Genomic DNA, 22,640 nt, shown 5'->3' on the forward strand with positions numbered 1-22,640 from the left:
CCGGGGGTGTCCCGCAATCCCCGAAACCGGCATCATGGCAGGGTCTTCATCCCTCCCGCCGGACTCGACATGGAAACCGCCTCCGCCAGCGACATCGGGGCGCGCCCCGAACAGCAGGATGCCGTCACCGTCCGGGTCTCCGACGACGGTCGCCGCGCACTGCTGGCCGTCGCCGACGGCATGGGCGGCCACGCGGCCGGGGCCTGGGCCTCGCATACCGCCATCGCCACCATCGAGGCGCACTGGGAGCAGTGCAACGGCATGCCCACGCGTCCGGCCCGCTGGCTGGAAACCGTTGCCCGCGCGGCCCACGACGCCCTGCGCGCGGAAATCACCGACGACACCGCCCCGCCCGGGAGTACCCTGGTGGTGCTGTTCGTCGATGAGTCCGGTGCGTGGTGGGTGCACTGCGGGGACAGCCGCCTGCTGCATTTCCGTGGCACGCGCCTGATCGAACGCACCCGCGACCACTCGCGGGTGCAGGAGCTGTTCGAGGCCGGAATGATCCGCGAGCAGGAGATGGCCACCCACCCGGATCAGAACCACCTGCTCGCGGCGCTGGGCATGCCCGGAGGCCTGCGCCTGGACCACGGACACGCGAAACGCCATCCGGACTCCGCGTTCCTGCTGTGCACCGACGGTTTCTGGGAACAGATCGAGCCGGCGGAGATGGCGGGCCTGCTGGTGTCCGATGACCTGTCCCGCGGGCTCGACGAGGCGGTGCGGGTAGCCGCCAGGCGCGGGGGCCCGCGCGGCGACAACATCGCCGTGGCCGCCTGGCGCAGTGGCGCCCCCCGGGGCTTCGACCGCCTGCGCCATCGGGGCGGGTCGCTGGTGCCGTCGACGCTGCTGGGCGGGATCATCCTGCTGGCGGTGCTGGCGATCCTGTTCTGGCCGGTCGGCGGCGGATGAGCGGAAATCACCGAACCCGTATACTGCAGAAAAAGTGAAGCCGTTCACATAATGGATCGCCCGATGCCCCCCTCCCGTTTCGTCCGCGCGCTGTTGCTGCTGTCCCTGCTGTCCCTGACGGGCGGCTGTGCACTGCTGGAACAGGAACCGGACGCAGACCCGGAACCGACCCGGGACCCGCAAGCGACGGATGAACCGCCGGAAGCAGCCCGGTCGGACGAAGAACGCGCCTCGCCGCCGACCCTTGCGGGCATCCTGAACCGGCTGCAGGCAGGCGAATGGGACCGGGCGGAGGCCATGCTGGAGCAGTTCCGGGAATCCCGCCCCGAGGACCCCACCGCGCGCTCGCTGCAACGTCAGCTCAAGGAGGACCCGGAAACGCTGCTCGCCGACGGCGAGACCCGGCATACCGTGGAGGCGGGGGACACCCTGGGTCTGATCGCCAGGCGCTACACCGGCGACGCCACGCAGTTCGTGATCCTGGCTCGGCTCAACGACATCCGGCGGCCGAAGCACCTGACCGTCGGTCAGCAGCTGCGCGTTCCCCCGTCCGCCGACCCGCAGGACGGCGGCGAGCCCGGTGTCACCCCCGATCTCGACGAGCAGCTGCAGGCCCTGGACGCAGGCGCGGAAGACGGCTCGGGCGAACGCGGGGAGTCCTACCGCATGACCATCCGCGCCGACCTCGACGCCGGGCGTCACGAAGCGGCCTACGAGACCGCACGGGCCGCCCGGGAGGCCGCCCCCGGGGAGGCCTGGGACGACTGGCTCGACCCGCTGGAACGGGAGGCCGCGGCGGCCCATTACGAACGGCGCGGCCTGGATGCGCGAGACCGGGGCGACGCGGACGCGGCCAGGGACTGGCTGGAACGCGCACTCGAGGCGGAACCCGGGCGCGAACCGGCACGAACCGAACTGGCGCGTCTGCGGCGCGCGGAAGCGGAGACCCTGCACTCCGCCGCGATCGTCCACTACCGCAACCAGGAACTCGAGCGGGCCATTGAGCTGTGGGATGCCGCGCTCGAGCTCGATCCCGACTTCGACGCGGCGGAAGGCTATCGCCTGCGCGCCCGCGAGCTGCAGCGGCGCCTGGAGAACATGGAGTAACCGGCCGGACCGCGGCGGACTATCCGCTGCGTTCGTCGCCGCCCGGGTCCGCGCCGGGCGGCCGTTCCGGTGGAGCCACCGGCATGGTCCGCGTGGCGGAGGCATCGTCCTTGTGCCCCGACGGCGCCGGGTCCGCAGCCGCCCGCTTGACCCGCGCTTCCAGCGAATCCGCCATGGCGTTGTAGGCGGAGAATACGCGTTCGAAGTCGTCCCGCCGCCGCACCCGGATACGGGTATCCAGCCGCCCCTGAGCGATCTGGTCCAGCGCGCCGCGCAGGGTTTCCATCGGCACCTGCAGGCGCCGGGCAAAGACATAGACGCCCAGCAGCACCGCCAGCACGGTCACCACCGTCAGCATGAGCAGCGCCATCATGGTGGTGCGCCCCGCTTCCTGCAGCGAAGAGGTACTGAGCGCGACCTGCAGATGCCCGAGTTCGAAATCCTGGAACCGCACCGGCGCCTCGAACAGGAACACGTCGTTGCCGTCCGGACCGGCGGTGGACCATACCGTGCGCCCGTCGCGCGAGAGCAGAAGATCCTCGGCCGGCGGCTCGTTGCGCGGCTCGCCCAGCGCCTCCGGATCGGAGCTGGCGACGATACGTCCGTGCCGATCGCTGACGGACAGCAGTTCGATCTCGCGATTGGCCTGCATGTCGCGCAGGCGCGCCTGCATCGCGATGGAATCCTCCAGCAGCAGATCCTCGGCGCTCTCCACCGCGATGGTGCCCGCGAGCGTGGAGCCGTAATCGAAAGCGAGGTCGGTCATCACCTCGTTCTGTTTCTGCTGCACCAGGAAGGCACCCACCGCCAGCGTGACCGCGACCAGAGCCCCCATCACCGCGGTCCAGCGCAGGCGCAGAGGCACGATGCGGCGCCCGGCTCCGGCGCGTTCGCGTTCGGCGCGCTCGTCCTCGATGCGCTGCAGGTCCACCAGCAGCTCGGCGGCCGACTGATACCGCCGGGACGGGTCGCGTTCCAGCAGCCGGCGCACCACCGCGACCAGGTCTTCCGGGCAGTCGCGGATGATCGGCCGGGGTTCCGGCACCGGCTCTTCCAGGACCCGCTGCAGGACCCGACCGGCCTCGCCATCGAGAAACGGCCGATGCCCGGTGAGCAGTTCGTACAGCACCACGCCCATCGACCACAGATCGCTGCGACCGTCGGCATCACCGCCGCGGATCAGCTCGGGGGCCATGTAATGGGGGGTCCCGGCCGACGCGGTGTGGTCCTCGGCGCGCCATTCGGGGTCGAACAAAGTCTCGGCAATGCCGAAATCCATCACCTTGATGTTGACCGTGGCACTGGTGACGAGGATGTTTTCCGGCTTGATGTCCCGGTGGATCACGCCATGGCGGTGAGCATAGTCCAGCGCCTCGGCCAGCTGCTGCGCCACCTTGAGAAAATTGCGCAGCAGCAGCGGACGGAACTGTTCGGCGTAGGCATCCAGCGTCTGCCCCTCCACCAGCTCCATGGCGATGAACGGCCGGCCCTCGGCTTCGCCCACGTCGAAGACCGTGACAATACCCGGGTGGGTCAGCGTACCCGCGGCACGGGCCTCGGTCAGGAAGCGCTGGCGGTATTCCGGATCGCAGGCGTAGTCGTCATGCAGGATCTTGATGGCCAGGGTCCGCCGGATCTGCGGGTCATACCCCTGATGGACCGTCGCCATCGCGCCGCGGCCCAGCTCCTCCCCTACTTCGTACCGGCCGAAGCGCCGCATGAATCAGGCCAGGACCTCCAGCCCGATCCGTACCAGCACCGCCACCACCAGCACCGCGGCACCGCCCGCCAGCCAGGCCCGCCAGCGCGGACGGCGGCCGGCCAGGGGCAGACCGGCCCCGGCATGATCCCGGTGATGAAACACGAATTCGGCCCCGCCGAAGCGCACGCGGTCGCCCTCACGGAGCGTGGCCTCGTGCACCCGCTCGCCGTTGACCCAGGTGCCATTGGTGGAGAGCAGGTTCATCACCCGGCATTCGCCGTCCTCGTTGATGACCCAGGCGTGCTGGGAGGACACGCTCGGCTCCTGCAGGACGATGTCGTTGTCGGACTGACGCCCCAGCGAATGGCGGCCGGGGCGCATGAGCAGGCGTTGCTGCTTGAACGGCTCGGCGACCCCCACCAGCACCGGCAGGTCACTCTCCTCGACCTCGGTGCCGGCGGGCTCCGGCGGGGCCTCGGGCAGTTCGCCGCGCTGAAACAGCATGGTGCCCTGCGGGCCGTTACGGTCGCGGCCCTCGCCCCGTCCCTCGGAATGCTCGTTCATGCTCCCCCCGTGAATGGACATACGGGATGGAGTATGCCCGCACCCCCGGGAGGGTCACAACGATCTGGATCAATCCTCAGTGCCCGTGGTGACCGGACCCGTGGCCATGGCGCGACCCGTCACCATCGCGTACCGTGGCCTCGAAGCGCGCGGTTTCGCCCGCGGCCGTCTCCAGGGTGACCGACACACGCTGATCCCGCTCCAGCGGTTCATGCAGATCGATCAGCATCACGTGCAGGCCACCCGGCTCCAGCGCGGTCTTCCCGCCGGCCGGGATGGTGATGGCCTCGACCTCGCGCATGCGCATCACGCCTGCGTCATCCTGCACGTGGTCGTGCAGCTCGGTGACCCCGGCGACCGGCGATTCGCCCCGGACCAGCTCGATGTCCTCGTCGGTATGGTTGGCAAGGGTCAGATACGCCGCGGTCGAGCCCATGCCCGGCGGCATCATGCGCACCCAGGGCTCGGACACGATTTCCAGGCCCTCCGGACAGTCGCAGGCGAAGGCCTCGTCCGTGCCGTGAGCCGGTTCTCCGGCCGTGGCGCCGGTGGCGACCAGTGCCAGGAATGCGGCACCGGTCAGGGCCGCACGGCCCGGGCGAAAACACTGCAGCCAATGGATCATGCGATGCTCCTCCACTCTTTCATTTTTCAGAATTCAACATTCCACTGGGCCCAGACGGTCCGCCCGGGCTCGTTGACCGGCCGGGTGGCCGCTCCCAGTTCGGCACTGCCGCGCTGGATGTGCTCGCTATAGGTGCGATCGAACAGGTTGTCCACGCCCACGGTCAGCTGCGAGTTCCCGAACAGCTCCACCCCGCCGTACAGCGCGACGGTGGCAAAGCCCGAGGTCTCTCCGGTGTCCAGGCTGTAGATCGTACCGTGATCCTCGTGGATGCGGTCCTGACGCATCACGCCGCGGACCTGCAGCCCGCCGAAATACGTCCCCGACGCATACTCCGCGCCCAGCGTTGCCTCCGCCGGCGGGGTCTGCGCCAGGGGCACGTCGTCCGTGGTGTTCTCCGAGCGCACCCAGGCGGCACTCGCGTTCACGGTCCACGCCGACGTCAGCTCCCAGGCCGCGTCCGCTTCAAAGCCCCAGGTCCGCGCATCCACGTTGCGCGTGCGATCCCCGGGCTGCGCCACCAGGATGTAGTCGTCGAACTCGCCGTAGAAACCGGACAGCGAGGCTCGCAGGCGCGGCCCGCTCCAGGCAATGCCCGCATCCAGCTGGGTCAGGACCTCGGTATCCAGATCGAATACCCGCCGGCGTTCCCAGAAATCCGCCGCACGCTCCGAACGTCCGATCCCGACGTGCCAGGCCAGCGGCCGCTGAGCCTGCTCCTGTTCGTAGCGCAGGAAACCGCTGGTGGCGGTCGCACGCTCGCGGTCGCCGTCGCTGGCGCCACCAATGCCGTCCCGCTGCGCCTCGGCCCGGGTCCGGTCAACCCGCAGACCGCTGACCACACGGCGCCGCGCATCCAGCGGGATCTCGAGTTCGCCGAACACCCCCGCATCGCGGAATCGCGCGTTATCCTCGCGGGCGACATCGCGCCACCCGAAGGCATCCGGCCCCATCAGCCGGTTCCCGCTGTGGCGGTTACGGCTGTAATCGACCCCGGCATGCAGGACCATGCCCCGCGGCAGAAGGAAGTCCCCGGCCACCCGTGCCCCTTCAGTGATGCGTTCGGGGTAGCTGACCATGGGCATGCCCGGAGGCTCCCGCAGGGTGTAGTTGTCCATCACATGGTCGATCTCGTTGCGGAAGACCCGCGCCTCCAGGGTCTCGAACCAGGGCGCGAGATCATCGCGGGTCAGCGCAAGGCTGTAGCCGGTGCGGTCGAAGCGCACGCCGTCCATGCCACGGTCGTCGTAAGCGGCCTCGGCGTCGGAACGGTCATACGTGAACTCAATGAGGGTCTGCTCGTCAGGGCGCCAGCCGGCGATCCCGGTGCCACTCCAGCGGGAATACCGCGAGTGGACCTCGTTGCCATCGCCGTCGCGGTAATCGTCCTGATCCGAGAAGGTGCCGATGGCACGCAGATAACCCGCGGAGGACCCGGTCGCCACGTCCGCCACCAGGTCGGTGCGATCGAAACGCCCGACGGTCAGGCCCGCGAACCCGGTGACCTCCCCCGCCTCCGTGAACACCGGCGCGTCCCGCTCGAAACGGACCGTACCGCCCGACACGGCACCGTGCCGCACGCTCTGCGGACCCTTGCTCACCTCGATGCGGTCAAAGGCCTGCGGATAGGCATACGCGGTGGGCGGGTCCATGCGCCCGCCGCAGCCGCCCAGCACCGGATCGTCGTCCAGCAGCAGCGACAGTCGCGAGCCTCCCAGGCCTCGCAGGGCCGGATCGCCACTGGTACCGCCCTTGCGGCTGGTCACGAATCCGGGGATGGAGGCCAGATACGCCCCGCCATCATGCGCCGGCAACGGAAGCCGGGGCTGGCGTGGATCGGTACTGATCCGCCCGGGCCCCTCCATGGCGGGAACCGTTACCACCACCGGGGCCAGCCGCGCCGGATCCCCGGCCTGCGGCGCAGAAGGCCCTTCGGCCGCCACGGGCGCGGCCGCGGCACCGGCGATCGCCAGGGGGATCCAGCGGCACCGGAATCCATGCAAATGCTTCATGATTTCTCTCCGTCCTTGTTCTTGTCATTGGTGTCGTGCGACCGACTCGCCAGCAAGCACCGGGCCAGGTAGGGGCCAGGTACGGGCACCAACAAGGATCGGGAAACCGGAATGGCGGACTGCGGCGCCCGAAGCACCATTGGGAGCACCACCGGAGGTGGCCGGAACCGCCACGCACACACGGCAGCCCCCGGGACCGGTGCGGGATTTGCCACAGCGGAGGGGTGAAACGCCGCAGTTGCGAACCGGACGCGTACGGAGTCCCTTGCCCGGGCACGGACTCTGGGGCAGGCTATGCAGTCATGCCGCAAGCGCCTGGCGGCCGGGAGGAGATGTTGGTCGAATCAGCCGAAAATACCGCCGAACATTTCGTTGGGAGCTCGCCCGAGCTGCAGGCCGTGCTGCGTCAGGCCAGCATGGTAGCGGCCACCGATGCCACGGTACTGGTGCTGGGCGAGAGCGGAACCGGCAAGGAACACCTGGCGCGTCACATCCATGCCCGCAGCCGGCGCCCGGACGGACCGCTGATCACGGTGAACTGCGCGGCCCTGCCCGAAGAACTGGTCGAATCCGAACTGTTCGGCCATCGGCGCGGGGCCTTCACCGGCGCGAACGACCATCAACCGGGGCTGGTGCGCCAGGCACATGGCGGCACCCTGCTGCTCGACGAGATCGCCGAACTCCCGGCCGGGGCCCAGGCCAAGCTGCTGCGCTTTCTGGAAAACGGGGAATGCCAGCCGCTGGGTGCGGCCGAGGCGGAACACATCGACGTTCGCGTGATCGCCGCGACCCACCAGGATCTGCAGCAGCGCGTGGCCGACGGGCGTTTCCGCGCCGACCTGTACTATCGCCTGCAGGTGGTGCCGCTGGAGATGCCGCCACTGCGCAGCCGCCAGGGAGACGTGCGCCGCCTGGCCGAACACTTTCGCGTCACACTGGCGGAACACCACGGCGTGGAACCGCCGCGGTTCACGCCCGCACTGCTGCGCTGGCTCGGCCAGTGGCCCTGGCCCGGCAACGTGCGCGAGCTGAAGAACCTGGTCGAGCGCTGCGTGATCTTCATGAGCGGTGCCGAGGTCAACCCGGGCGATCTGCCCGATGCCTGGCTGCAGACCCCGCAGGACCAGGCCGGCGGGCCGTTCGTGATCCCGCCGGGAGGGCTTAGCCTGGAGCGCCTGGAGATGGACCTGATCCGCCAGGCCCTGGAACAGACCGCGGGCAACCGGTCGCGGGCCGCCCGCCTGCTGGGCCTGACCCGCGACACCCTGCTCTACCGCATGAAAAAATACCAGATCGCCTGATCGCTATCCCTGCAGCAGCATCATCAGGTCGGTGACCGCCATCATCGGCTCGCCATCGACCACGATCATGCCCTCGGCGACCTCGACGTCCAGCCGGACCCGGTCATCCTCCACCGTGAACAGCGGGAACTCGCGCGCGCCCTGCATCAGCATGGCCACGATCTCCTCGGCCTCGCGATCCACCTCCGCCGCCGGCCGATGCGGCTCACGCAGGGCCATGTCCTCGCGCACCGAGGTGCGGATCAGCCCCCGGTCCACGCCCGCCTGCAACGAACCCGACAGATACTCCAGCAATCCCGGGCCCTGCCAGGCGGCCGGCGGGATCTCCCCGGCCCGCAGCGTCAGGCTGCCGTCCAGGGCATCGCCCCGGGCGTCCACCACCCGCAGTTCCCGCAGCTCCAGAGCGGCCCCGTGCGAGGCGGTATCCATCAGCCACTGCTGATACAGGGCGTCCACATCCTCCAGCGCGTGCACGCCGGCTTCGACCTCGCGGCCCAGACGCCCGGCCTCGCGGACGGCGGCGGCATCGAGGTCCAGATGCAGCTCGGCGTGGAACTGCTGCAGACCGGTCAGGCCTTCCGCCCGGGTCTCGCCCAGCTCCAGACTCAGGTCACTGCGCGAGCGACCATCGGTCTCGCGGGTCACCCCCGCCAGACGCAGGTCGCGCATGCGGAAAGACCCGTCGTCGAACTCACCCTCGATCCCGTCCAGCGCGAGTTCGGAATCGCCTTCCACCAACAGCGAGTCGACGATGACCAGGTTGTCGCCGCGCATGCGCAGGCCGTCGATCCGCAGATCCACCTCGCCCGGCACGCCGACCCAGGCCCGGGGCAGCTCGGCGTGCAGCGCCTGCAGACCGGCCTCGCCCGCGATCTGTGCGGAGGCCTCCCAGGCGTCCCAGGACAGCTCGCCGATGCGATGCTGGCCGGCCATCAGCAGATCGCCGTCATAACCGGTGCCCTGCAGCTGGATGCGGGTGTCGCCCCCGGGGCGATGGGCGACCTCCAGCGTGGCCCAGTGATCCTGCTCCAGTGCGGGCAGGTCGGCCGCCACCGCCTCGGCCCACGGCAGCGTACCGGCCGCGCGGAACGGCTGGCCACTGACCCAGCGGGCGAGGCCGTAATCCTCGACCTCCATGCGCCCACTGGCACTCACGCTCGGCTCCGGCGTGCCCTGCAGTTCCGCCAGCGGCTCGTGCAGCGGGTTGTCGGACTCCGGGCGGTAGCGGAAGCGATAATCGACCGTCCCGGCATCCCGGTCATAAGCGAGCCGGATCACGTCGAACTCGTCCACCGCCGCGGCATCCGCCTCGAAGCGGTCGAGCGCCTCCTGCAGGCTGTCCTGCGCCTGCGCCTGAACCAGACGGTCACCGCCCGCCCAGGCCGCTCCGCCCAGCACGACGACACCGACGGCCACGCCGGCCTTCGCCAGTCCACTTGCCATAATGACTCCCTTCTTTAGTGGGTGTTGCCAGTGTGCCCCGGGCGAGCAACGCCCGGGGCTCAGTCGTCGTCCGCGGTCACCAGGGCCGCCGACCCCATCAGCTGGCCCCGGCCGTCATCGTCGGCCGGTGCCAGGCTCAGGGTGAACAGTTGCTTGAGAGGGGCTTCGGGCACCGCCCATTCCCAGGATACGGTTCGCGTCGGGCCACGCCCCGGCACATCCCGGGTGTCATCGCGGACCTCACGGGCCTCGATCGGGTCGGGGGCCTCCGAGATCAGACGCACGAACGCCTCGTGCGCATGCTCGACATCGGCGCGACGCGCGTGCACCGCACAGAACGTGTCACCCTCGGGAAGGGCCAGCACGAAACGCCCGGCCTCGGACTCCAGACGCCAGGCTTCGCCTTCCTGTCCGCCCAGAAACGGCGCGGCCAGCTCCGGACGCAGCAGATCGTCTTCCTCCTGTTCGGCCCGCAGTGCCTCCAGATCGCTCACTCCGCTCAGGCAGGAATCCGCGTAGGCACGCGTGAAGGCATCGGCTTCCGCCTCACCGGCATCCGGCCCGGCCAGCGCGGGAACGGGGAGCAGAAGCGAAACGGCGAACAGCACGGCTGGCGAGCGGGTCATCACGAACCTCCGTTCTGGACGATGAACATACCGGAGAAGCTATGACGACGGGCCGCAAAAGGCAATGGGCCGCGGCTGGCGGCCCGACTGCCCGGGTTACATGCCCTGAAGCTCGCTCATGCCCATCATCCCCGCGCCGATGCCGAACAGGAAACCCAGCACCATCAGCAGGATGTAGACCAGCAGGAGCACGCCCATGATGGTGAAGTGGGTGCGCAGCCGGCCCATGGCATTCTTCGCCTCCAGCTCGTCATCGCGCTCGTAGGCGCGGGCGAAACTGCCGGCGGCCTGCATCAGCACCACGCCGGCCCAGATCGGGATCCAGGCCACGATGATGCCGATGATCGACAGGGCCGTGAGCACCCCGGACAGGATCAGCATGACCCCGATCAGCTGCATCCAGAATTTGCCGCGATAAACCGGCTCGATGAGTTCGCGCACGCCGGTCGTACTGGTTGTCTCGTTCATGATTCCCCTTTTTCTCTCCCTCAGTGGCAGGTCGCCCGCAGCCGCCGACGCCTTGCCGAAGTGTAGCAGCCGAACCGCGCGAACTTACCTGCATGTTTGCAGGGGGCACGAGTCGGGCCCCCCGATCCGGTCCTCTCCCCCTATGCCGGATCGGGCGCACAGCGGACCTGGTTCCGCCCGCCTTCTTTCGCCTCGTACAGGGCCTCGTCCGCGCGCAGGAGCAGCTGACGGCGCCGGTCGTCCGCCTCGTCACCGCCCGTGACCGGCCGCTCCCCGGCGACGCCCACGCTCAGCGTCACATGTGCGGCAGCACCGGACTGGCTGTGTTCCAGCCCCAGGGCCTCCACCGACGCCCGCAGGCGCTCGGCGAAGTCGCGGGCATCGCTCTGTTCCGCACCCGGGAGCACCGCCACGAATTCCTCGCCGCCGTAGCGGGCGACCAGATCGGAACTGCGCCGCGGGGTCGCGTCCAGGGCGCGCCCCACTTCCTTGAGGACCCGGTCACCGGCCTCATGGCCGTAGTAGTCGTTGAAGGGCTTGAAGTAGTCAATATCCATCAGGACCACGGCAATGGGCAGCGACTCCCGCCGGGCACGATCCCACTCGCGGGCATAGTGTTCGTCGAAATGCCGCCGATTGGGGATCGCGGTCAGACCGTCCATGTAGGAATACCGGAACAGCCGCTCGTTGGCCGCGGCCAGATCACGCGCCAGCTCGCCCAGCTGGAGATGCGTGCGGATGCGCGCCAGGGCCACGGGGAAGTCCACCGGTTTGGTGATGTAGTCATTGGCCCCGGCATTGAGCGCCTGGACGATACTGTCGCTGTTGTACAGTCCGGTCACCATGATCACTGGCAATTCGGTCGGGCCGTACTTGCGGCGCACCCGGTCCAGCACCTCCTGGCCATCCATGTCCGGCATGACCACGTCCAGCAGGATCAGGTCGAAGTTTTCGTCACCCAGCCGGGCCAGGGCGTGGAAGCCGCTGGTCACCGCCGACACGCGATACCCTTCGCGCTCCAGCCGCCGGGCGAGGATCTCGAGGTTGGAAGGGTTGTCGTCGACCACCAGGATCCGCGGCGCGTCTTCCGGCGCTTCCCCGGGCAGGGCGTCGGATGAAGCGCCCGTGGCATCGCCGGGCCCGGAGACCTCGGGGCCGGGATCTGGATCGGGATCGGCAAGACGCGTACGGTTGCCGGCACGCACCATATCGGCCAGATGGTTGATCGCGTCTCCGATCTTGTCGAGATCTCCGTGCAGGCTCCCCGCCCCGGCCTCCGGAACTGCGGCGCGGACATCGGAATGCAGCCGGGTCAGCTCGGACAGCACGTCGGTCCATTCGGCAAACTGGTCTTCCAGCGGCGGCCCGCCTTCCTCCGGGGTGCGAATGCGATTGACCTGCTCGAGGAGCTCGTGGGCCTTCTGCACCAGGGCGCTCAACTGCTGCCCCGAACCACCATCGATGCCGGCATCCTCCAGGTCTTCCTGGACCATCTCGGCGTAACCGATGATGTGGTTCACCGGCGTGCGCAGGTCATGGCGGATATTGGTGTTCGCCGCGTTCATTGCCCGAGATCCGTGTTGCTGGCGGAGGCATGGCGGTCAACGTGGGAATGGATGGCCGCCAGCAGGTCTTCACGGCTGACGGCCCCCTTCTGGAAGATGTCCTCTACCCGCTCCAGCAGCCGGCCGCGTTCCGCGGCGGAGAGATCCCGGGCAGTGAGCACCAGCACCGGAATCTCCCCCCAGCGCTCGTGACGCTGCAGCTGGTCGAGAAAGGCGAAACCATCCATGCCCGGGAGCATCAGGTCGAGCAGAATGAGATCGACCCGGCCGTCCCGTTCCTCGAGACGGCGCAGCCCGGACTGTCCGTCCTCGGCCTCGATCACCCGGCTGCCCTCGCAGTCGAGCTGGCGCCGGATCATTTCGCGGGTCTCGGCATCGTCCTCGACCACCAGGACCGTGCAGGTACAGCCGCAGCCCGGCGATCGTTCGCAGGTCTCCGGGGTTGCGCCCCAGGCGCAGGGCGGGGGCATCTGCCGACCGACGGCCTCGAGCAGGTAATGGCGTTCGACCGGCTTGGTGACATAGTCGGCCGCCCCCAGCATGAACCCCATATCCCGGTCGCGCAGCATGCTCAGCATGATGACCGGGATGTCGCGGGTGTCGGGGTCGTTTTTCAGCGCGGTCATCACCGCCCAGCCGTCCATGGCGGGCATCATCACGTCCAGGGTGATCAGGTCCGGGCGCTGCTCGCGGGCCAGGCGCAGCCCCTCCTCGCCTCCGGTGGCCAGCGTCACTTCGTAGCCTTCGGTGGCAAGGCTGCGTCGAATCAGGTCGCGCACGCTGGCATCGTCGTCGATCACCAGTACATGCCCGGGGCGGCAGCTTCGCGCGGACGGCGGTGCCACCGCGGCGGAGCCGGAGGCATCCCGGCCGGCGTCGGGTGCCTCACCCTGCAACGGCAGGCGCACCACGAAGGTCGATCCCTCACCGGGTTCGCTGCTGACATCGATATCACCGCCCATCATCCGGGCGAAATGCCGGCTGAGGGAGAGCCCGAGGCCCGTACCGCCGTACTTGCGCGTGGTGGACGCATCGGCCTGGGTGAACGGCTGGAACAGGCGCGCGAGCTGTTCCTCGGTAATACCGATCCCGGTATCCCGTATTTCGAACTCGAGCGCACCATCCTCGCCATCCCGGACGGTCAGGCGGATCTCGCCATGTTCGGTAAACTTGGCGGCATTCGACAGCAGGTTGAACAGGATCTGGCGCAGCTTGGTCAGGTCCGCATGGATGGTCTCGTGTCGCGTCCCGTTCTCGAGCCTCAGCTCGTTGCCACGCGACTCGACCAGGGGGCGCACGGTCGCGAGCACCTGATCAATCTCGGGGGCCAGGCCGAAATCCTCGAGATAGAGGTCCATGCGCCCGGCCTCGATCTTGGAGATGTCGAGGATATCGTTGATCAGGGACAGCAGATGGCGACCGGCGCTGATAATCTTGTCCGCGTCACCGGCGAGCTCGCCGACACCCGCATCCCCGGCCTCCTCGCTGAGGATTTCGGCGTAACCGATGATGGCGTTCAGCGGAGTGCGCAGTTCATGGCTCATGTTGGCGAGGAAGGCGCTCTTGGCCTGATTGGCAGCCTCGGCGGCCTCCCGCGCCTGGCGGATCTGTTCCACCGCCTCGTGCTGACGGGTCACGTCGGCCATGGTGCCGATGGTCCCCACCGTGTTGCCATCGCGGTCGGTCGACCGCGCCATGCGCACGTCCATCCAGCGCACGCTGCCGTCCTCGCAGGTGATGCGCAGGGTCTCGGTGCAGTCCGCAGTGCTGCCTTCCATGAACGGCGCGCAGCGGGCCAGGCCCTTGTCGCGGTCCTCCGGATGCAGGATCTCGATCCAGTCGCGTCCCAGACAGCGGGCGGCAGGAATCCCCGTAATGCGCTCCCAGGCCGGGTTGAGCATCACGATCCGGCGCTCTCCGTCGGTCTCGAAGAGGATCTCCTGGACGTTGTCGAAGACCCGCCGCAAGCGTTCTTCCGAGTCCGTCAGGCGGTGATTGGCCTGCTCCAGCTGCACCATGCGCTCGCGGGCGGTGGATTCCAGCGCGGCGTTGCGCTCGAACAGCGAGAAGCTGTCGCCCGCATCGTCCACCGCGCGTTCCACGCGGCGCATCAGCGCGGCGATGATGCGATCCTTGCGCTCGAGTTCCGCTTCCAGCTCCCGGATGCGGTTGTCGTCTTCAGCGTTCATCGGCCCCCAGCATCACCCCGGTCAGGGTCTGATTGACATGCAGTCCGCGGAACTGCTCGCCGTAGGTGTTGAATCCGATCAGCGGCAGGCCGCGAAGGCTCGCGGAACCGGCCTCCAGGGCATCAAGGTCGGTCAGTTCCATGCGCCGGAAGATGCAGTCGCAGGCCAGCAGGAAACCGGGTTCGCCGTGGGTTTCACGGAGGCGGTCGAAGCTCTCGTGGATGCTCCGGGCCAGGTCCACTCCGCGGCCCAGGGCCAGCACCAGACCATCATCGATCGCGCAATAGAAGGTGAGACTGCCATCGGGGAGGGCCTGCTGAATGGAGCGCACATACCATTCTCCGCCGACCCGCAGCATCACCGGGTGGCGCGCGAACACATGGCCGTCCAGCTCGGCCGGATCCACCCCCACCGCACGCGCGTAGGCCTCGGCCGCCGGCATGCCGTCGATTTCGTGGACCGTGCGTGACGCCGGATCGGCGGCGGTCGTAACCATGCGGATGTCGGTGGGCTCGAAATGCTGAAACCGGAACAGATGGAACGGATGGCCGGAATCGAACATCGCAACGACCGCCGCGCCCTCGTGGAAGGCCCCGTCGTGATACACCGCGGTACCCTCGAAGCGCATTTCGTCACCCGCCGAACCACCGAACAGGCCCACTCCGTGAAGACTGCCATGCAGCGTGGCGGCCACGGCCTCCTCCTGCATGGACAGGCCGTCGATCAGCAGCAGTGCGAACTGGCGTTCCGGGTCAAGGCCGTCCGTGGCCACCTCGTCCACCAGCGTCTGAACGATTTCCGTGGACCGGGTCGCGTCAAACCCGTCCAGCGGCCCGATCAGGCGGGTGGCCACCCGCAGACGCGGCGAGCGGATCGAAGCCCCGGTCACGCTGCCGGCCACATAGCCCGTGGCGCCGCTCAGCTCGCCGGCCGTGGTGCAGGCCACCACCGGGCGGCCAGCGAACGCCCGGGCAATGGCCCGGCCCAGGGCGTTGCGGTCATAGCGCGCGGAACAGAAGAGAAAGACCACCGAGGCGTCGGCGGCATCGAGTCCGGCGGCCACCTCGGCAATCGCTTCGTGCGGGTCGTCGGCGTGGCTGGAGGCCTGGCGGACATCCGGACCGGACCCGCCACTCATGCCGAGGCCCCGGTTCCATCCAGATGGGCGTGGATCTTCTCCAGCAGACGCGGGAGCTCCACCGGCTTGGTGTCGAAGTCATCGCATCCCGCCTCGAGGGCCTTCTCGCGATCACCCGTCATCGCATGCGCCGTGAGGGCGATGATCGGGATGACGGCCGTATCCGCCTCCCCCTTGAGCGTCCGGCTGGCTTCCCAGCCATCCATCACCGGCAGGCTCATGTCCATCAGGATCAGATCGGGGCGTTCGTCCCGCGCCAGCTGCACCCCCGTCGCACCATCCTCGGCAGTGGTCACCTCGAAGCCCTTGCGGGTCAGGCGCCGCGACAGCATGTCGCGGTTCATCTCGTTGTCTTCGACCAGAAGGATCCGGTTGCCCATGGCTGCTCTCGCTCTCAGTAATTGACCGACAGGGTCATCTGCACGCGGCGCTCGACTTCGGGCGCGGCGCTTTCGCGGTGGCTGGAAGTGTTGAAGCCCTGCGCCGACAGTGCAAGCGAAGCGTTGTCGGTGAACTGGTACCCGATCCGCCCGCTGAACAGGGTGTAGCTCGGGACATCCACTTCACGCATCTCGAACGGGCTTCCACCGCTTTCCAGCAGAGAGTATTCGCTGACGTAGTTGCCGTAGAGATCGAACTCCCACGGGCCGGTCGCGTAGCCCAGACGAGCGTTGATCTTGTGCCGCGAGCTGCTGTCCTCGTAGTCGATGGCCTTGACCGGGCTCCCGTCCGGACCGTAGACGGAATCGTCGAGGTCATCGCTGACGCGCAGGTAGGCGTAGCTGCCTTCCATGATCCAGTTGCGTGTGGTCCGGCTCAGACCGACCTCGAAGCCGCTGGCGGAGGAATCGCCCACGTTGGTGAACATCACGTAGGGGACCTGATCGACCATTGTGTCGGGGCGAATCCCCGGGACGCTCTTGAGGTCCTTGTTGCGGGTGTGAAAGACCGAGGTCTTGAGGCTGGCATCCCATTGCGGGATCTCCCGATCCCAGGTCAGCGCGACATTGGTGACACGGGTGGGCTCCACCTCGGGGCTCCCGGCCCCTCCGGCGAGGTTGCCCATCTGGGTGATGCCGTAATCGTTGGGATCGAGCAGGAACATGAAGCTGCCCTCGATCATCGACGGCAGCTGGACCCCGCTGCCCGCCAGCAGGCGGAAGGTGTCGTTGTCCGTGGCACGGAAGACCAGACCGCTGTTCCAGCTGACCTCGTTGAGCGTAACGTCATAGTCATCCTGCTCGTACAGCCAGGTATCGGGCAGCCTGCCACTGCGCCCCGAACTCAGGCGGTCGTAGCGCACGGCGTTGTTCAGGGTCAGACGCGGGGTGATCTGCCAGTCCCACATGCCGCCCGCAGCCCAGACGTCGTAGCTCACCTTGCCGCCTTCGAACGGCAGGCTGTAGAGGACGTTCCGGCGAAACTCGCCGGTCATGCGAAAAGTATGATCGCTGGCGGGCTTGATGAGGTTCTGGACGCGTGCAACGGTAATGCGGTTGTCGATCTGGGTGTCGCCGATGAACGCATTGTTCATGTCCACGTGAGTGACGTTCTGGTAGGCCGTCGCCTCGATCAGGCCGAAGTCGGTATCCATGCCCAGGTTCACGCGGAGCGACTGATTATCGTACTTGGCCTGGGTCAGGCCGTAGAACGGCAGCAGGTTGGTCTGGTCCGCACGCACGGTGGTCGCCTCGATACCCACCTGCGTCCGGTCGTTGACCTGGAAGAGGGTATCGACGGCGGCATGCCGGCGCCGCGAGCGATCCAGCCGGAAAGGTTCATCCACCGGGTGCGCATCGGTGTCGAACTCGTCGGCGCCGTAACCACCCAGCGAGACCCGGGCCCCGCCGACGTCCCCGAATTGGGCCGTGTGGGTGAGGGAAACCTCCTGATACCCGTGATTGCCGGCGCGGACGGTCACGTTGTTGTGATCGTCATAGAGCGGGCTGTAGGTGATGATGTTGACCACACCGCCGACGGCATTGAAGCCGAACAGCGCCGCGTTGGGACCCTTCACCACCTCGATCTGCCGGATCTCGGACAGATTGACCGGCAGCGCGCCCCAGCTGGTGTAGCCGCAGTAGTCCTTGTAGACCTGGCGGCCGTTAATCAGCACCAGCAGACGCTGGGAATACGGGCGGTTATAGCCGCGCACGGTAGCGTCCACCGCGGCGAAGCTGTGCCGCCAGACATCCACCCCCTGAACCTGACGCAGCAGTTCCGGGATGTCGGTCGCGCCGGAACGGCGGATATCTTCGGCGGAGATGATCTCCATGTCCGCCGGCACCTCGGTGCTGCGCTGCGGAGACCCGGTGGCGCTGGTGGTCACCGGCTCCTGGAACAGATCTTCCAGCGCACCGTAATCGATGGCCTGGGCCAGCGCCGGCGCGGGGGCCATTCCCGCGGACAGCAGGGCAACGCCAATGGCGAGCGGGCGAACGCGAAAGTCGAAACCGGAAGGCAGGGGATTAAGGTTCATAGCGGCGGCCATCATCGTTCGGTGATCATCATGCGGAAGGAAGACGCAAAGCCCACATCGCTTTCCCGGGCAGCATCGCGGCTGACGACGATCTGGACCCGCGGCTCGCTGGCCACCGCCATTACGCAATGGCCCGCATCCACGCATGCCATGTCCGAAGCGATGGTGATCAGGCCGCGCCGGCTCGCAGCGGAGAAGACCTCCATGGCCTGATCGTCGGAGAGGCCGTCAGCGATCAGGACGGCTTCCTGGCGGTCCAGGGCCCCCAGCTCGTCGGCCGCCATCAGGGTCGGCACGAGACGGATCCGCCCCTGCGGGCCGCCGTCACCCATCGCATCGGCCATGCGACGGGCATGATCCTCGGAAGCGGAATCGCCGGCGGCGTAAACCACGGCTACGGGCATGTCCCCGCTGGGCCGGTGGTCCAGGAAGCTCAGGGCCCGGGTCGCCACGCGCAGGTCCCGTTCGGGATCGGCGACAGCGAGGGCCGGATATCCGAGTGCCAGTATCACGCCGCAGCAACAGGCGGCGGCCGTCAGTTTCAGGCGCCTGGCGCGCGCGTCTCTTGCTGCCACGTGACCTCCCGAGAGCGAGTGTTCATGCGTCGGTTCCGGCGGTTTCGGTTTCGGCGACGGCCGCACCGGCGGGGGCCTGCTCGCGGGCCAGCCGGTTCTTGATCATCTCCAGCAGGGCCCGCCGGTCGTACTGCCCCTTGCGCAGGACCCGGAGCGTTCGTTCCTGAAGCTGACGCGCCTCGTCCGGCTCCAGGTCCTTGGCGGTGATGACGACCACCGGCACATCACGCAGCTCGGGGTCCCCCTGCATGGCCTCGAGCACGCCGAAGCCGTCCAGATTCGGCATCATCAGATCCAGCAGGAGCATCGAGGGGCGTTTTTTCCCCATGGACTCCAGCGCCTCAATGCCATCCCCCGCGGGTGCGGTGGCGATTCCTTCGCGGTCCAGGAGGCGTTCCAGGACGGCCCGGGCGTCGGGATCGTCATCCACAACCAGAACGTGGTCACCATCGCCCGGTTTGCCATGACGGTTGATGATCTGCATCAAGTGACGCGTATCCACCGGCTTTGTGACCACGTTGCCCAGGGGCAGTGCATGGGCGGAGTCGCCGTCCTCGCGCTGACCCACCATGATCAGCGGGATCTCCGAAGCCCCGGGCATCTGCTTGAGCGTGGTCACCAGCGTCCAGCCGTTGCCCTGCTCCATCTGGCAGCCCACCGCGATCAGGTCCGGGTGCACCTCCTCGACCTTTTTCAGCGCCTCGTCCACGGTGCTGGCGAACACCACCGAGTAGCCTTCCTCCTCCAGCCCGCCACCGATCATGCGGTAGAGGTTCTCGTCCTGGTCGAACAGCAGGAGGGTGCCGGTGCCCTCGCTCGGCTCCGGCGCCGACTCGCTGGAAACGCGCGGCAGTTCCACGGTGAAGGTGGATCCCGCACCCGGCTCGCTGCTGACGGTGACGTCTCCGCCCATCATGCGGGCGAAGTGACGAGTGATGGCGAGCCCCAGACCGGTCCCCCCGTACTTGCGGGTGGTGGAGGCATCCGCCTGGGAAAACGAACGGAACAGCCGGGCCATCTGATCCTCGCTGAGGCCGATCCCGGTGTCGCTCACGTGAAAATACAACCGGTCGGCCTCGGGGTCCGAGGCGTCCGGGCGCGTCTCGATCTCCAGGCGAATCTCCCCGTTCTCGGTAAACTTGGCGGCGTTGGAGAGCAGGTTGAACAGGCACTGACGCAGCTTGGTGACATCGGTATGCATGGTGCCGGCACCCTCGGCGCCCTCGACAACCAGCCGGTTCCCGTTCTTGCCCACCAGCGGCGTGACCATCGCCTCGACCTCGGAGGCGATCTGGCTGACTTCCTGATCCTCCAGGTACAGCTGCATGCGGCCCGCCTCGATCTTGGAGATATCGAGGATGTCGTTGATGAGCATCAGCAGGTGGCGCCCCGCGGAGCGGATCTTCTCGAGGTCGTCATCGAAATCGCTGAAGCCCATGTCCTCGGCTTCTTCCAGCAGCATGTCGCTGTAGCCGATGATGGCGTTCAGCGGGGTGCGCAGTTCGTGGCTCATGTTGGCCAGGAATTCGGACTTCGCCCGCGTGGCGTCTTCGGCGCGTTCCTTGGCCTCGCGCATCGCGGCTTCGGCCTGCTTGCGGGCCGAGATGTCCAGCGCACTGAGCAGCAGGAGTTCACGCTCGCCCAGGGTGATCCGGCGTGCGGAGATCAGGGCCCAGAACGGGCTGCCGTCGGCCCGCCGCAACTGCAGTTCGTGATGATCCAGGAAGGCCCCGCCGGCCAGGTTCTCCCGCAGCTCCTCCCAGTCCCGAGCGTTTTCGAACAGCATCCCGACATTCTCGATATCGGGTCCGAACAGGTCGGTCAGACGCCGATTGTGCCGCTCGATGACCCCCATGGCCGGTTCGCACAGCACCAGCGGCAGGGGTGTGGCATCGAACAGCTTCTCCAGCATCTCCTCGCGCCGGCGCACAGAGTCGATGAAGTAGTTCGCGGCCCGTCCGATGTCGCCGATCTCGTCGTTGCCCTCGACCGGAACCGAGGTGTTTTCGCCCCCGACACAGCCGTTCATGCCGTGGTGAAGAGACTGCAGCCGGCGCACGACCCGGCGATTGACGTACTGAATGATCGCCCCCGCCAGCAGGAGGCCGATGGCCATGGTGGCGGCCAGCACCGTCATGCGCTGATCCGAGAGCTCCTGCACCTCCTCCTGCCGCGTGATCACGCTGGTTTCCAGCTCGAAGGTCAGCATCGACAGCTCGCTGACCAGACGGCCGGCGCGGGCGCGCACCGTACCGAGCTCGGCCTGCACCGCCTCCGCCTGACGCAGCTGGCCTTCGCGCGTGGCCAGCAGTCCCGTGTCGCCGTGGACCAGCCGGCGCAGATCCGCGGTCAGCTGCCGGGCCTGCGGGCGCAGTGCCGGCGGCAGGTCTTCCGTCGCGCGGACGAGGATCTCGACGCGTTCCCTGGCCTGTTCGCGCAGCGGGGCCAGGTCTTCACGCGAGTCCACCGTCGCGGCCATGGCCAGACTCATGATCACCATGCCGGCGCGTCCCAGCCAGCTCGCCGGATAATCCGGGTCATCGCGCAGACGGCCCAGCCCGCTGCGCGCCTCGCGCAGATCGGCCAGCACCGACCGCGTGCGCTCCTCGTGAGCGGCATGTTCCTCCATTACCGCCTCCAGGGCACGCACCGAGCCCATCATGTCTTCGCGCAGGAAATCGAGTTCCTCGAGGGTTGCCGGGTCCACCTGGTTGCGCGGCATCTGTTCCAGAAGGGCACCGATATCGGCGTTGTAACGCTCGATTTCGGCAAAACCGGAAGCCCGCTCGGCCGGGTCTCCGGCCGTGAGCAGACCGACCGACGTGGAAACGATCGCCTCGCTGCGCTGGACCAGGTTGCCGGTCCCCATGAGCACCGGCACCTGTTCCGCCGCCAGTTCGTCGAAACTGCTCGCGAAGCGTTCGAAGGAAACGAGGGAAACGATACTCGCAACGACCGTGACGAGTGCGAGCCCGATCAGGCCGCCACGCAGGCGACTGGCAACTCCGAAGCGCATTGAAGCATCCCTCTGGATATCCATATGGCCCGTCCGGAACCATTCCCTGATCCGGAGCGGGTGCTAATGCTGTCATGCTCCGTGCGGGATTACACCCCCGAAGCGTGAGCCAGGCGTTAGCCAGGATCAGAAACTCCGTGAAAAAGAAACCGCGGAAGCCGGGAGCGGCAGGCCCGGCGAGGCGTGATAGGCTTCACAAAAACACGGTGAAAGCGGCGGGAAGAGAAAGCGATGAGCGAAATCACCTATCGCCTGGAACGCAGTGACGGCAGCGAGTGGTGCTACCAGGTGGATATCCACCGCTCGCGGGACCCGGCGCGCCATAACGACGAGGCCCATCCGGACTGGACCCGCCTGGAATGCCGACAGTGCGAAAACTGTCCGCTGGACGCGCGGACCGTGGAATACTGCCCGGCGGCCATCGAGTTCGCCGATATCGCCCGGCATTTCGCCGACAGCCCGTCGGTGGAACGCATCCGGGGCCGCGTGGACACCCCCGTACGCAGCTATCTGAAGGAATGCGACGTCCAGGAGTTCCTGCGCTCGCTGTTCGGGCTGATCATGGCCTCGGGCGCCTGCCCGATCCTGTCGCGGCTGCGCCCGCTGGCGGAATTCCACCTGCCGTTCGCCACCCTCGAGGAAACCCTGTACCGCATGGCGGGGACCTATCTGGTCCGTCAGTACCTCGACCGCCGGGAGGGCGAAGCACCGCCGGACTGGGACATGGAGGGGCTGCAGGAACTGCACCGGGAGCTGAACACGGTCAACCGTGCCCTGATGGAGCGGATACGCCTGGCATCGCGGCGCGACGCCAACATCAATGCCATGCAGAACTTTGTATCCATCACCACGATCGTCGAGATGGACATCGACGCGAGCATGAGCCAGCTGCTGGGCACCCTGCGCCAGGGGCTCTGA

The 22,640-nt window shown here is 67.7% G+C and carries 18 protein-coding genes; 4 read left to right on the top strand and 14 right to left on the bottom strand.

Annotated features, from left to right (window positions below):
• Positions 1-69: 69 nt before the first annotated feature.
• Both C998_RS0100230 and C998_RS0100235 read left to right on the top strand, forming a co-directional pair.
• On the top strand, positions 70-912 hold the full coding sequence (locus C998_RS0100230; protein ID WP_018868824.1) for a PP2C family serine/threonine-protein phosphatase: 843 nt from the start codon (positions 70-72) through the stop codon (positions 910-912).
• A 63-nt stretch (positions 913-975) separates the two neighbouring features.
• On the top strand, positions 976-2,019 hold the full coding sequence (locus C998_RS0100235) for a LysM peptidoglycan-binding domain-containing protein (RefSeq protein ID WP_018868825.1): 1,044 nt from the start codon (positions 976-978) through the stop codon (positions 2,017-2,019).
• A gap of 19 nt (positions 2,020-2,038) precedes the next feature.
• Here the strand turns inward: C998_RS0100235 and C998_RS0100240 are convergent, their stop codons facing one another.
• The 4 genes from C998_RS0100240 to C998_RS0100255 all read right to left on the bottom strand — a co-directional run bounded on the left by C998_RS0100240 (position 2,039) and on the right by C998_RS0100255 (position 6,922).
• Positions 2,039-3,739 (bottom strand): serine/threonine-protein kinase, encoded by a 1,701-nt coding sequence (locus tag C998_RS0100240; protein WP_018868826.1) that lies wholly within the window; start codon positions 3,737-3,739, stop codon positions 2,039-2,041.
• A gap of 3 nt (positions 3,740-3,742) precedes the next feature.
• Complete coding sequence (locus tag C998_RS0100245; protein ID WP_018868827.1) at positions 3,743-4,285, bottom strand: FHA domain-containing protein; 543 nt, start codon at positions 4,283-4,285, stop codon at positions 3,743-3,745.
• 76 nt (positions 4,286-4,361) lie between these two features.
• Positions 4,362-4,910 carry a copper chaperone PCu(A)C gene (locus tag C998_RS0100250; RefSeq protein WP_018868828.1) on the bottom strand — a complete coding sequence of 183 codons (549 nt, stop codon included), beginning with the start codon at positions 4,908-4,910 and terminating at the stop codon, positions 4,362-4,364.
• Between the two features lie 26 nt (positions 4,911-4,936).
• Positions 4,937-6,922 (bottom strand): TonB-dependent copper receptor, encoded by a 1,986-nt coding sequence (locus C998_RS0100255; RefSeq protein ID WP_018868829.1) that lies wholly within the window; start codon positions 6,920-6,922, stop codon positions 4,937-4,939.
• 332 nt (positions 6,923-7,254) lie between these two features.
• On the opposite strand from C998_RS0100255, the gene C998_RS0100260 reads away from it, so the two are divergent.
• Positions 7,255-8,223 (top strand): sigma-54-dependent Fis family transcriptional regulator, encoded by a 969-nt coding sequence (locus C998_RS0100260; protein WP_018868830.1) that lies wholly within the window; start codon positions 7,255-7,257, stop codon positions 8,221-8,223.
• 3 nt (positions 8,224-8,226) lie between these two features.
• On the opposite strand, the gene C998_RS0100265 is transcribed toward C998_RS0100260, so the two are convergent.
• The 10 genes from C998_RS0100265 to C998_RS0100310 all read right to left on the bottom strand — a co-directional run bounded on the left by C998_RS0100265 (position 8,227) and on the right by C998_RS0100310 (position 21,722).
• Positions 8,227-9,666: a DUF945 family protein gene (locus C998_RS0100265; protein ID WP_018868831.1), complete on the bottom strand. Its 1,440-nt coding sequence runs from the start codon at positions 9,664-9,666 to the stop codon at positions 8,227-8,229.
• Positions 9,667-9,725: 59 nt separating this feature from the next.
• Positions 9,726-10,292 (bottom strand): hypothetical protein, encoded by a 567-nt coding sequence (locus C998_RS0100270; protein ID WP_018868832.1) that lies wholly within the window; start codon positions 10,290-10,292, stop codon positions 9,726-9,728.
• Between the two features lie 96 nt (positions 10,293-10,388).
• Entirely contained in the window at positions 10,389-10,760 is a 372-nt protein-coding gene (locus C998_RS0100275) for a DUF5362 family protein (protein WP_018868833.1), read from the bottom strand.
• Between the two features lie 140 nt (positions 10,761-10,900).
• On the bottom strand, positions 10,901-12,325 hold the full coding sequence (locus C998_RS0100280) for a diguanylate cyclase (protein ID WP_018868834.1): 1,425 nt from the start codon (positions 12,323-12,325) through the stop codon (positions 10,901-10,903).
• Positions 12,322-14,514: a response regulator gene (locus C998_RS0100285; RefSeq protein WP_018868835.1), complete on the bottom strand. Its 2,193-nt coding sequence runs from the start codon at positions 14,512-14,514 to the stop codon at positions 12,322-12,324. Before C998_RS0100285 ends, C998_RS0100280 begins: the two co-directional genes overlap by 4 nt.
• A complete protein-coding gene (locus C998_RS0100290) occupies positions 14,504-15,652 on the bottom strand; it encodes an FIST N-terminal domain-containing protein (protein ID WP_018868836.1) in 1,149 nt (382 codons plus the stop codon). The genes C998_RS0100285 and C998_RS0100290 overlap by 11 nt, the downstream gene beginning before the upstream one ends.
• On the bottom strand, positions 15,649-16,032 hold the full coding sequence (locus C998_RS0100295) for a response regulator (RefSeq protein ID WP_018868837.1): 384 nt from the start codon (positions 16,030-16,032) through the stop codon (positions 15,649-15,651). The genes C998_RS0100290 and C998_RS0100295 overlap by 4 nt, the downstream gene beginning before the upstream one ends.
• Before the next feature lie 14 nt (positions 16,033-16,046).
• Positions 16,047-18,131: a TonB-dependent siderophore receptor gene (locus tag C998_RS0100300; RefSeq protein WP_231364932.1), complete on the bottom strand. Its 2,085-nt coding sequence runs from the start codon at positions 18,129-18,131 to the stop codon at positions 16,047-16,049.
• An 11-nt stretch (positions 18,132-18,142) separates the two neighbouring features.
• Positions 18,143-18,706, bottom strand: coding sequence for a hypothetical protein (locus C998_RS0100305; RefSeq protein WP_231364933.1), 564 nt, complete (start codon positions 18,704-18,706; stop codon positions 18,143-18,145).
• Between the two features lie 22 nt (positions 18,707-18,728).
• Positions 18,729-21,722: a response regulator gene (locus tag C998_RS0100310; protein ID WP_018868840.1), complete on the bottom strand. Its 2,994-nt coding sequence runs from the start codon at positions 21,720-21,722 to the stop codon at positions 18,729-18,731.
• A 231-nt stretch (positions 21,723-21,953) separates the two neighbouring features.
• On the opposite strand from C998_RS0100310, the gene C998_RS0100315 reads away from it, so the two are divergent.
• Positions 21,954-22,640 carry a hypothetical protein gene (locus C998_RS0100315; protein ID WP_018868841.1) on the top strand — a complete coding sequence of 229 codons (687 nt, stop codon included), beginning with the start codon at positions 21,954-21,956 and terminating at the stop codon, positions 22,638-22,640.

It is taken from the genome of Thioalkalivibrio sp. ALgr3 (assembly GCF_000377325.1).
Lineage (GTDB): Bacteria > Pseudomonadota > Gammaproteobacteria > Ectothiorhodospirales > Ectothiorhodospiraceae > Thioalkalivibrio.

Bases quoted from the DNA above. Each gene is read 5' to 3' on its own strand.
- C998_RS0100230 (WP_018868824.1), top strand. From the start codon at position 70: ATGGAAACCGCCTCCGCCAGCGACATCGGGGCGCGCCCCGAACAGCAG.
- C998_RS0100235 (WP_018868825.1), top strand. From the start codon at position 976: ATGCCCCCCTCCCGTTTCGTCCGCGCGCTGTTGCTGCTGTCCCTGCTG.
- C998_RS0100240 (WP_018868826.1), bottom strand. From the start codon at position 3,739: ATGCGGCGCTTCGGCCGGTACGAAGTAGGGGAGGAGCTGGGCCGCGGC.
- C998_RS0100245 (WP_018868827.1), bottom strand. From the start codon at position 4,285: ATGAACGAGCATTCCGAGGGACGGGGCGAGGGCCGCGACCGTAACGGC.
- C998_RS0100250 (WP_018868828.1), bottom strand. From the start codon at position 4,910: ATGATCCATTGGCTGCAGTGTTTTCGCCCGGGCCGTGCGGCCCTGACC.
- C998_RS0100255 (WP_018868829.1), bottom strand. From the start codon at position 6,922: ATGAAGCATTTGCATGGATTCCGGTGCCGCTGGATCCCCCTGGCGATC.
- C998_RS0100260 (WP_018868830.1), top strand. From the start codon at position 7,255: ATGTTGGTCGAATCAGCCGAAAATACCGCCGAACATTTCGTTGGGAGC.
- C998_RS0100265 (WP_018868831.1), bottom strand. From the start codon at position 9,666: ATGGCAAGTGGACTGGCGAAGGCCGGCGTGGCCGTCGGTGTCGTCGTG.
- C998_RS0100270 (WP_018868832.1), bottom strand. From the start codon at position 10,292: ATGACCCGCTCGCCAGCCGTGCTGTTCGCCGTTTCGCTTCTGCTCCCC.
- C998_RS0100275 (WP_018868833.1), bottom strand. From the start codon at position 10,760: ATGAACGAGACAACCAGTACGACCGGCGTGCGCGAACTCATCGAGCCG.
- C998_RS0100280 (WP_018868834.1), bottom strand. From the start codon at position 12,325: ATGAACGCGGCGAACACCAATATCCGCCATGACCTGCGCACGCCGGTG.
- C998_RS0100285 (WP_018868835.1), bottom strand. From the start codon at position 14,514: ATGAACGCTGAAGACGACAACCGCATCCGGGAGCTGGAAGCGGAACTC.
- C998_RS0100290 (WP_018868836.1), bottom strand. From the start codon at position 15,652: ATGAGTGGCGGGTCCGGTCCGGATGTCCGCCAGGCCTCCAGCCACGCC.
- C998_RS0100295 (WP_018868837.1), bottom strand. From the start codon at position 16,032: ATGGGCAACCGGATCCTTCTGGTCGAAGACAACGAGATGAACCGCGAC.
- C998_RS0100300 (WP_231364932.1), bottom strand. From the start codon at position 18,131: ATGAACCTTAATCCCCTGCCTTCCGGTTTCGACTTTCGCGTTCGCCCG.
- C998_RS0100310 (WP_018868840.1), bottom strand. From the start codon at position 21,722: ATGCGCTTCGGAGTTGCCAGTCGCCTGCGTGGCGGCCTGATCGGGCTC.
- C998_RS0100315 (WP_018868841.1), top strand. From the start codon at position 21,954: ATGAGCGAAATCACCTATCGCCTGGAACGCAGTGACGGCAGCGAGTGG.